This is a genomic window from Actinomadura sp. NPDC049382 (assembly GCF_040677125.1).
Lineage (GTDB): Bacteria > Actinomycetota > Actinomycetes > Streptosporangiales > Streptosporangiaceae > Spirillospora > Spirillospora geliboluensis.
Genome location: NZ_JBFARO010000003.1, coordinates 255,033 through 264,610, shown reverse-complemented (window position 1 = coordinate 264,610; position 9,578 = coordinate 255,033). Strand labels below are relative to the sequence as shown.

Here is a 9,578-nt window from a genome sequence, read left to right as displayed (position 1 = left end):
AGCTGCGCCAGGCGATCTCCACGCTGGCGCGGTTGGTGATGCTCTCCAGTGCAGCGGACCGGCTCCGGCGCGGGCGGCCGCCGCACCGCGTGCCCGAGGCCCCGGGCGGGCTCCCGCGCGACGGGGACGCGGCCCGGGTCGATGGCCTGGGTGATCTCCTCGCTGCACGCGACGGCGACGATCTTGTCCTGCAGCGTCGCGCAGTCCCGCACGACGGGGCGGACGAGCCGCGCGGCGTCGTCGCCGAACGCGGCGTAGGCGTCCGCGAGCAGCCCGGCGGCGGCGGACAGGTCGCCCTGCCGCGCTGCGGCGTCGCCGGGCCGGACCTCGCGCGGCCCCTCGTGCAGCGGCGGCCCCTCCAGGCCGCGTTCGCGGAACGCCACGGCCGGCTCGGTCCGCCCGTCGCCGCCGGTGAGCGGCGCCTCGCAGGTGGAGAACGCGGCGCGCCAGCCGTCGAGGGGCCGCCCGTCCGCGTCGGTGAGCAGCGGCTTCAGGATGCGGCGCGACGCCCACAGCAGCGCCAGCGCGCGGCTGGCCGCGACCGGGCTGCGGATCTCGTCCGGGGGCAGGATCATCGTCACCGGGCGGGCCGGGTTCTCCAGGACGGCCGCGATGAGCGAGTCGAGCCCCGGCGCCCGCCGGGCCCGCCGTTCGAGGTCCTCGGTCGCGACGGCGTTGCCGACCAGGTGGGTGAAGCTCATCGGCTGGAGCGGGGTCCCGCGGCCGACCTGCCCCGGCAGGCGGCTGAAGATGCCGCGCGGATCGGAGGCCGCGACGAGCATCGCGATCTCGGCGGTCAGCGTGCTGCCGAGGCCGATGAGCGCGCGCGCCACCAGGTGCAGGCGGTCGGCGCCCGCTCCTCTGGCCGCACTGGACGCCGCGTTGCCCGGACTCATCGCCCGTGGGTCGACACTGCGCAGGATGAGCGCCGCCATCCCGTCCGGGTAGGTGAGGTAGACGGCGCTGGACGGCGCCTCCGCCGCCGCCGTCCGGCCCCGCGCCGACACGCCCGCGTGCTTCTTCAACCGGTTGTTCCAGCTCTCGAACTGGGTCCGCGACTCGAACGACCAGGCGATGCCGGTGAGGTCGTAGTCGGGGTCCCAGCGGAACTCGATCTGGTGGATGGGCGTCTCGGTCATCTCAGATCCCCACGTCCTGGGCCTCGGCGGAGGCCAGCAGCCCGGTCATCGCCATCAGCGCCACGAGCGGGCGCAGCACGCGCAGCGGCCGGACGCCGCGCTCGATCGCGTCCGTCCCCGTCGCCGAGACGACGTGCAGGGTGGCCCGCTCGCACTCCTGGTAGGGCCGCGTCCACGCCCCGGCGTCCCGCTGGTGCAGGTAGCCGAACACGTCGGCGCTCTCCTCCAGCACCTCGGCGGCGTCCAGGGCCGGGGCGTCGCGGCTCAGCCAGTGCGCCACCGGGTCGTCGAACTTGTACAGGTCGGCCTTGTTCAGCACGATCGCGGCGCTCACCTTCGACAGCCGCCCGGTGGACCGCAGCAGGCTCAGAACCGTGTTGAACGCCGGGTCGCCGAGGCTGCCCGGGGTGAAGCGCTTCGGGTCCGCCACGAAGATCAGCCCGTCGGCGATGTCGAGGAACCGCTTGGCGTCGCCGACGTTGCTCAGCTCGCCGCCCGCGACGTCGAACAGCGCCATCGCGCGCGGCCGGCCGGCGCCCGACAGCACGAACGCGTCGGCGAACGCGACCTCGCCCTCGCGGGTCGGCGCCAGCCAGGCCGACTCGCTGAACAGCGGATGCACCATGTCGCGCAGGAACGCCTGGTGCCGGTCGAGGTCGACGGGCTGGGCGGTGAGGCCGTAGGCGCCGAGCGCGCCGCGCTCGATCTCCGCGACCATCGCGGCGGCCAGGTGCGTCTTGCCCGACGTGGTGCCGCCGATGAAGCCGTAGACGGCCGGGGACCCGTACTGCCCGTAGCCGGCGGGCAGGTAGTGCACGCCGGTCGTGCCGCCGGGGTTGGGGCAGCGCACCGCCGCCGTGCGCACCAGCCGCGCCCGCTGCTCGGCGTTGGTGCCGCGCGGGACGGCCAGCTCCACGTACTGGGCGAGGTTCTGGTCGAAGGTGTAGAGGGGCAGCTCCCCCCAGTCGAGCCGGCCAAGGCAGATCGGGCAGGAGACCTGCTCGCGCCCGCGCGCCGTGGACCGTGCGGCCTTGGGCTGCTCGGCTTTGGGCTGCCGGGGCTTGGACTGCTCGGCGTTGGGCGGGGCCGCCGTGCGCCGCTCGGGCTGGGGCGGCTCGGGCCGCGGGGCGCCCGGCGCCGCGGGCGCGGGTGCGGGCACGGGACGGATCTCCATCGGCTCGGCCACGAGTTCCTCCGCCGTGTCCAGCAGGTGGGTGACGCGCCCGCTCATCGTGTCCAGCTCGGTCAGGCCGCTGGTGGCGCGCAGCTCGCGCAGGGCGTCCGTCCCGCCCCGCGTGTACCGGCGGGCGAGCGCGAGCGCCGCCGGCAGCGTGCCGCGGCAGGGCGGCGGGTCGGTCCCGTCCCGCCGGAACCGCAGGAACAGGCCCGGCGGCGGGTCGGCGCGGGGGTCCCGCGCCGCGAACGTCTCGAACCCCGGCGCCCATTCGGGCCAGTCGCCCAGCCCGGAGCCGAGCACCGTGCAGATGTCGGCGACCGCCCACAGCAGCGGCATGGTGTCGGGACCGACGGCCGCCTCGACCGTGCGGGGGCCGTCCAGGACATGCGACAGCAGGACGGCGAGCGGCCGCTCCAGGGCGCGGGCCCGCGCCTCGTCGGTGAGGCCCGACCGGTGCGCCATCAGCGCGTTCGGGTTGACCATCGGCGCCCGGCCGGGCAGGTCGGCGGCCGCCCACGTCCAGTCCCGCAGTTCGAGCGCGAGCCGCGGGGTGAGCACCCCGGCCGCGCCGGACAGCAGGTGCGCGGTGGCGCTGCGGACGGGACCGGGCTGGCTGCGCCTGATCAGCACCGCCTCGTCGCCGAGCACGGCGTAGCAGAGGCCGGACTCCGGCCTGCCGCCCTCACCGCACCGCAGCCACGGCCCGACGCGGGCGTGCAGGCGGCGCAGCTCGCCGGCGGGCGAGGCGTCCAGGGAACTGGCGACCGGGAGCAGGCCCGGTTCGGCGCTCGTGCCGAACCGGCTGTTACGGCCCCAGCGGAACAGCGTCTGGTGCAGCAGCGACGTGGCCATCGGTCACCGCCCCAGCATCAGGTAGCCGGCGACGACGACCAGCGCCGCGATCCCCGCCCACAGCACCCACGAACCCGCCGACCCCCGCAGGGGCGCCTGCGCCTCGGGACGGGCCGGGGCCGGGGCCCGGGGTTCGGGCGCCGGTTCCGGCGCGGGCGCCGTATGCGGATGCTTGCGCTGCCGCTGCGCGAAGAACTGCTCCCGCCCCCGCAGGAACGCCGGGTCGGGGGGCAGCGGGCGCGGCGGCGGGTCCGCCTCGCCGAGCCGGTGCAGCAGCGCCTGCGCGGACGGCCGCCGGTCCGGGTCGCCGAACACCCCGGCCAGCAGCTCGGCCAGCTCCGGCCGGTCGGCGAGCTTGTCCCGGTCGTCGAGGTCCTCGCCGGTCAGCACGTGGAAGATGAGCCGCCCGGCCGCCCACACGTCGTCGTTCGGACCGACCGTGCCGCGCTCCCAGCCGTCCGCGACCCGCGGCCGCTGCTCGGGCGCCTGCCACGGCGGCGTGCCCGCGACGGTGCGCGGCGCCCCGATCGGCGCGGCGTGCGAGAAGTCGGTGAGCTGCACCTCGTCGCCGTCCCAGCGGACGGTGTCCGGGCCGATCGCGCGGTGCGCGATGCCGGCCGCGTTCAGCAGCCGCACCGCGCGCAGCAGCCCCACCTGGAAGCGGCGCCGCTGGTCGGTCGGCAGCGTGCCCGCGTACACCGCGACCTCGACGCCGCGCAGCGGCTCCAGCAGCGCGAACGGCTCGGCCGCGTCGGCGTCGTAGCCGATCAGCCTCGTCACCGCGTTCGGGTACGGGGCACCGTCGCAGAGCCGGGCGAGCCGCAGCCCGGCGAGGATCTCGCCGTCCAGCAGCCGGTACCCGGCGGCGCGCCCGCCGGGCCCGCGGTCGACGGGCCGGACGCAGCGGACCGTGCGGGTCCGGTCGTCCAGTTCCAGCTGGAGCCGGACGGCCTCCAGCGGCGGGCGCAGCGGCGGCTCCGACCCGCGCACCTCGACGGCCTTCGCCTCGACGTCCCCGCCGTGCACGTCCCGGTAGCGCAGCCTGACGTTCACGCCGTCCTCCCGTCCCGGCCCGCCTCGACCGATCCGCCGTCGTCCTCCTCGGACCACGTCCACTCCACGACCCCCGCGTGCAGCGGGACGAGCCGGAGCACGCCGCAGTGCGCCGCCGACGGGACGGCCACGGTCCCGGCCGGCAGCGCCCCGGCGCCGCCCGCCGACCGCGGCGCGAACCGGACCGCGCGCGGCTCCGGCGCGGTGTCCAGCAGCGCCAGGTCCTCCGGCGCGCACAGCTGCCACATCTCCCCCGCCGGGTCGTGGCCGGCCTGCTCGGCGGCGAACGCGAGGTCCTCGGCGTCGATGAGCGGCACCGGGCGGGCGTCGGTGACGAACGGCGCCGCCTCCGGGGCGTGGCCCCGCTCGACGGCGTGCTCCCAGCCGTCGAGGAGCCGCCGCGCGGCCTCGCGCACGTGCGGGCCGGCCTGCTCGCCGCGCTCCCCGTGCGGCGCGCCGCGCACCGCCTCGGCGACCAGGTCGCCGAGCCAGCACTGGACGGCCTCCGGGTAGCGCAGCGGGGACCGGGCCGGGCGGCCGTGGTCGTCGGCGTCCAGCTTCGCGGCGCGCTCCACCAGTTCCTCGCGGACGCCGGCGAGCGCCTGCCGCAGCGCGTTCAGTTCGTCGACGACGTCCAGCCGCCGGTTCAGCCGGGCCCAGTCGGTGACCGCGCCGCCGAGCAGGTGCCGCATGTCCTGCAGCGCCGCCTCGGCGCGGTCGAGGCCCGTCTCGTCGCCCCAGCGGATCGCCCGGGACCGCCACGACTGCGCGATGACGGCGAGAGCGCCCGCGACGGCGACGGCCACCGCCGCCGCCCACGCGGCGGGCGGCAGCCCGGTGTCGCCCGCCACGCCGCCGCCGATCGCCCCGGCGAGGGCGCCGAACGCGTTCAGCCCGAGCGCGCGGGAGTGGTCGGCGAGCCGCCCGCCGGGGCCGCGCAGCACCGTCAGCGCGACCAGCGCCGTCCACAGCAGCGCCATCACCAGGCCGCCCGCGACGCCGAGCGGCGACAGCCCGGCGAGCGCGGCGGCGACCGCGCCGGCCGCCGGCAGCCACGGCTGCGGCGGCGCCATCGGCGCCGGGGCGCGCAGCCCGTCGAGCAGGTCGCCGGGGCACGCGGTGCGCAGCCGCCGGGCATGGCCGCCGCGCCCGTCCAGCGCCGCCGCCGAGGCGCGCAGGTCCTGGTCGAGCCGCGGCAGCGACGCGCCCCGGTGCAGGCCGTCGGCGAGCCAGGCGTGCAGCCCGTCCCGGTAGGGCCGGGGCTCGAACGGCTCCGGCGGCGGCGGTTCGACGCCGCGGGCGGCGACCGCGGCCCGCCGGTCGTCGGTGAGCCGGTCGCCGTCCGGGACGGCGCCGAACAGGTCGGCGAGCCGGTCCCGCAGCGCGCCGAGCCGGTCCCCGGCGTCCCGGACCGCCGCGTCGGCGGGCAGCTCCCGCAGCAGCGCGCCGGCGCCGGGCAGCTCGACCGCGGCCTCCCGCGCCTCGGCCAGGGCGCCGTCGGCCTCGTCGAACGCGCGCCGCAGGGCGCTGCCTGCGGTGAACCGCACCGGCACCCTGCTCCGCGTCTGCTCGTCCGCGCGCTCGGGTGGCGCCGGGGACGCCGGGTCCAGCGCGCGGCGGATCGCCGCGCGCAGCGCGAGCAGGAAGTCCTCATGCCCGGTGCCGCCGTGCCCGGCCAGGTGCAGGCCGGGCACGGCCGCGCCGAACGGCACCTCGCCGAGCACCCGGTGGGTGCGCTCGAACAGGGCGGGCAGCCGCAGCAGCTCGGCCAGCCGGGCGAGCCCGTCGCCGTCCCGGCCGTCGCGGCGGCGGGCGCGGGCGGCGGCCCGCAGCGGCCAGTCGACCCCGGTCTCCTCGATCACCCACAGCGCGCGGCGCTGGATGTTACTTGGCAGCCGCAGCACCGCCGGGTCGGCGCCGGGGGCGGCGGGCGCGGCGGGCGGGCGCCCCGCGACCAGGCACAGCAGCCGCGACACCTGCCGGGAGGCGTCCAGCGCCTCGAAGGCCGCCCGGTGCCGGACGACCGCCGCCGCGGTGTCCACGACCAGCAGGAGCTCCAGGTCCTGCGAGGTGTGCAGCAGCTCCGCCACCAGGTCCGCGGCCTCGGCGGCGTCGCGGTCCCGCAGGTCGAGGTGGGCGACGCGGGCGGCGCCGGCGCTCATCGCTCCCACTCCGGCCTGGTCGGCTCCGGCCCTCCGGCGGGCCCGTCGGGGTCGCGCAGGGCGGGTCTCTCCAGCGCCCGCAGGTTCGCCCGGACGGCCGACACCTCGGTGAACTCGGTGTCGAGCGCGGCCGGGTAGGTGCGCACCCAGAAGTCGCGCAGCTGCAGCGCGCGGGCCCGGCTGGAGGAGTGCAGCTCGCCAATCATGCCGTCGATCCGGCGGACCTGCGCGTCCGCCATATCGCGCAGCACCAGGTACAGCTCGCCCGGCGGCTTCGGCATGCTGCCGACCCCGTAGGGCGCCTCCCGCATCAGCTGCGCGCAGAAGTCGCGGCGGATGCCGGCGTTGTCGGCGAACGTCCACAGCTCGTACGCCTGGAGCAGGCTGCCCCACGACGAGGCGTGCTCCAGCGGCTTCAGCTCCAGCGTCATCGACACCCCGCCGGACAGCCGCACCGACACGCTGATCGGGGACGCCGGGTCGCCGTCCACGGTCACCTTGTCGTTCCACATGGCGCACAGCAGCCGGTGCAGGATCTGCACCCGGTGCTCCTCGTGGGTGGCGAGGTAGCCGAAGTCGTAGCCGAGCCGCTGCCGCCACTTCAGGTAGTCCTGCCGCTGCGGCCGGTCCATGGCGTCGGCCCAGGTCCGCAGGACGTCCCGGACCTCGCGGACGTCGGTGATGCCCATCGACGACCGGAACAGCACCACGGTGATCGACTCGGCCGTGGTGTGGGTGAAGTCGTAGACGAGGTCGGGTCCGGCGGGCAGGTTCACCGCCTCCCGCAGGTACGCCTCGATCGCCGGGTCGTCGGCCCCGGCCGGGTAGGACACCAGCACCTTCAGCCGGCCGGTGCCCTGCGGGCTGAAGTTCGCCGGCACCAGCCCGGCGAGCTTGCCGCGGAACTCCTCCAGCTCCGCCTCGCTCAGCTCCCCGGGCGCCTGCCCGGCGGCCTGCGCGAGCAGGTCGTGCAGCGTCGGCAGCAGCGGGGCGCGGCCCTGCCCGGCCATCCGGAAGTAGGTCTTCACCTCGGCCTTCACCCGCTCGCGCAGCTGCGCGACGGCCGCCTCGGGGTTGCTGTCCCACGCCGTCCGGTACGCCTCCCGCCAGCCGTCCCCGCCGATCAGCAGGGCGAGCAGCTCCGCCCCGGACGCGCTCGGCCGCAGCTGCCCCTTGCCGACCAGGTCGTCGGTCATCCGCCGGACGACCCGCGTGTAGAACTGCTCCAGCTCGCCGCCGGGCGGCAGCAGGTACGACACCCCGACGCGGGACTTCGACAGGTCCGCGGCCCGGTCCCGGAACCGGTCGCGGTCCTGCGCGGCCTGCTCGCCGAGCGCGCGGGTCAGGCCGCGCAGCACCGCCTCGACCTGGTCGAGCGGCTTGCGCCAGCGCGGCGCGAGCTGCGACCAGGGCTCCGTCCACTGCACGTGGGTGCGCCAGCGGTACCAGCGGTCCTGGTCCTCGCGCGCCTCGACCGGGTCCGGGTCGGTCCACTTGACCTTCACCATGCCGAGCGAGCGGTCCCGCAGCGTCGGCAGCGGCGGCGGGTTCGGGCCGAGGCCCTCCGGCGCGGGCGGCTCCACCCGGCGGCGCTGCAGCAGCCCGACGGCGCCGCCGCGCTCCACCTCGTCGGCGGCGTCCGGGTTGCCGAACAGCGCCCGGGTCAGCCGGAACGGGTCGGTCGCGGCCAGCATCCGCGGGACGGCGTCGCGCGGGTCGAAGCCGCTGACCCGGTCCGGGATCTCCCGGTCGAGCCGGGTCCGCAGCCGGGCCAGCGCCGCCCGCATCGCCTCCGCCCGGTCGTTCAGCGCCGCGGTGACCTCCTTCGCGCCGGTGACGGGCTCCGGCTCGGCGTGGTCCTGCGCGGGCCGGGTGAAGATCTCGGAGATGTTCGCGACCGCGAGGAACTCCTGGATCAGCGACCGGTTGGACTCCTGGCCGGACGGGGCGCCGCGCAGGTCGTCCACCCCGGCGCGCAGCAGCCGCCCGGCGACGAGGTCGGCGAGCTCGTCCACCGGGACGGTCAGCGACGCGACCAGCGCGGTCGACACCCCGCGCCCGCCGATGCCGTTCTCGGCGGGGATCTGCCGGTCGACGCTGGCGTTGATGAAGCTGTCGGCGAAGGACTGGTGCTGCTCCCCGTCCTTGCTGGCGCGCTGGTCCAGCTCGGTGCCGATCAGCGACAGCATCAGCGAGACCACCGACCGGCGCAGGTCGCCCGGCTCGGCGCCCACCGGGCGGCAGAACAGGAACCCGGTCTGCGCGGTGCCGGGCCGCAGCGCGATCCGGCCGTCCACCGGGTAGTGGACGGCGACCTCGTCGGGGTCGACGGGCGCGTGCGAGGTGTGCCCGCGCAGGTCGCGCCGGGCGCCGCCGCCGTTCTGCCGGTCGACGAGCCGGAACAGGTCGAGCAGCGCCCGGCCCGCGTTGAGCTGCGCGGGGCGGCCGCCGCCGAGGCCGTCCACGAACGCCGACGGCATCAGCACCAGCGGGTAGATCTTGGGCCGCAGGTCGGTGCGCTCGAACAGCTCGCCGATCAGGTGCAGGTAGTCGTAGAAGATGCCGGCGCCGGTGCCGCCCGCCACGGAGAACGCGACGAACACGTCCACCGCGTTCTTGTTGCTCGACCTGCCGCCGATCTTGTAGAGGTCGGTGGCGGCCTGCGGCCCGGACAGCCGGCCGACGGCGTTGTTCAGGTCGGCGGTGGCGTGCGCGATGCCGCTGCGGAACGTCTCGAACAGCGCGGCCCGGCCGATCGTCGGCAGCTGGCCGGCGCCGCGCTGCAGCGGCGTCACCCGCGGCTCCCCGACGTCGGGCGGCAGCCACGCGGCGACCTCGCGCTCGGCGGTCAGCCGCAGGTTGCGAGCCACCTCCGGGTACGTGTCGACCCGCGGCACGAGGCCCCGGACGTAGTGCGCGGTGCGCTGCACCGCCGGGACGTGCTGCGGGCCGGGCACGACGCTGGCCGGCAGCCGGTCGAGGTCGGCCTGGTTGACGTCGGCGTACACGAACTGGGTGCAGTCGGGCAGCTGGTAGGGCAGCGCGTCCTCGCGGACCCGCTGGAACGCGGTGCCGTCGGGGCCGCAGAACTCCTCGCGGAGCCGGCGCTCCAGCTCCGCCCCGATCAGGCAGCCGGTTCCGCCGAGTCCCACGAAAAGAACTGACTGGTAGAGCTTCATGGGGGGGCTTCCTTGT

Annotated in this window: 5 protein-coding genes; all 5 read right to left on the bottom strand. The window is 76.9% G+C overall.

Annotation, left to right across the window (positions count from 1 at the left end; genetic code table 11):
- A partial coding sequence (locus AB0K34_RS03735; protein WP_364545120.1) for a hypothetical protein occupies nt 1-1,139 on the bottom strand: 1,139 nt, incomplete at its 3' end.
- A 1-nt stretch (nt 1,140) separates the two neighbouring features.
- Entirely contained in the window at nt 1,141-3,168 is a 2,028-nt protein-coding gene (locus AB0K34_RS03730) for a hypothetical protein (RefSeq protein WP_364545117.1), read from the bottom strand.
- Nucleotides 3,169-3,171: 3 nt separating this feature from the next.
- Nucleotides 3,172-4,221, bottom strand: coding sequence for a hypothetical protein (locus AB0K34_RS03725; RefSeq protein WP_364545115.1), 1,050 nt, complete (start codon nt 4,219-4,221; stop codon nt 3,172-3,174).
- A complete protein-coding gene (locus tag AB0K34_RS03720) occupies nt 4,218-6,383 on the bottom strand; it encodes a hypothetical protein (protein WP_364545112.1) in 2,166 nt (721 codons plus the stop codon). Before AB0K34_RS03720 ends, AB0K34_RS03725 begins: the two co-directional genes overlap by 4 nt.
- Nucleotides 6,380-9,562 (bottom strand): tubulin-like doman-containing protein, encoded by a 3,183-nt coding sequence (locus tag AB0K34_RS03715; RefSeq protein ID WP_364545110.1) that lies wholly within the window; start codon nt 9,560-9,562, stop codon nt 6,380-6,382. The genes AB0K34_RS03720 and AB0K34_RS03715 overlap by 4 nt, the downstream gene beginning before the upstream one ends.
- Nucleotides 9,563-9,578: the final 16 nt, after the last annotated feature.

Bases quoted from the DNA above. Each gene is read 5' to 3' on its own strand.
- AB0K34_RS03715 (WP_364545110.1), bottom strand. From the start codon at position 9,562: ATGAAGCTCTACCAGTCAGTTCTTTTCGTGGGACTCGGCGGAACCGGC.
- AB0K34_RS03730 (WP_364545117.1), bottom strand. From the start codon at position 3,168: ATGGCCACGTCGCTGCTGCACCAGACGCTGTTCCGCTGGGGCCGTAAC.
- AB0K34_RS03720 (WP_364545112.1), bottom strand. From the start codon at position 6,383: ATGAGCGCCGGCGCCGCCCGCGTCGCCCACCTCGACCTGCGGGACCGC.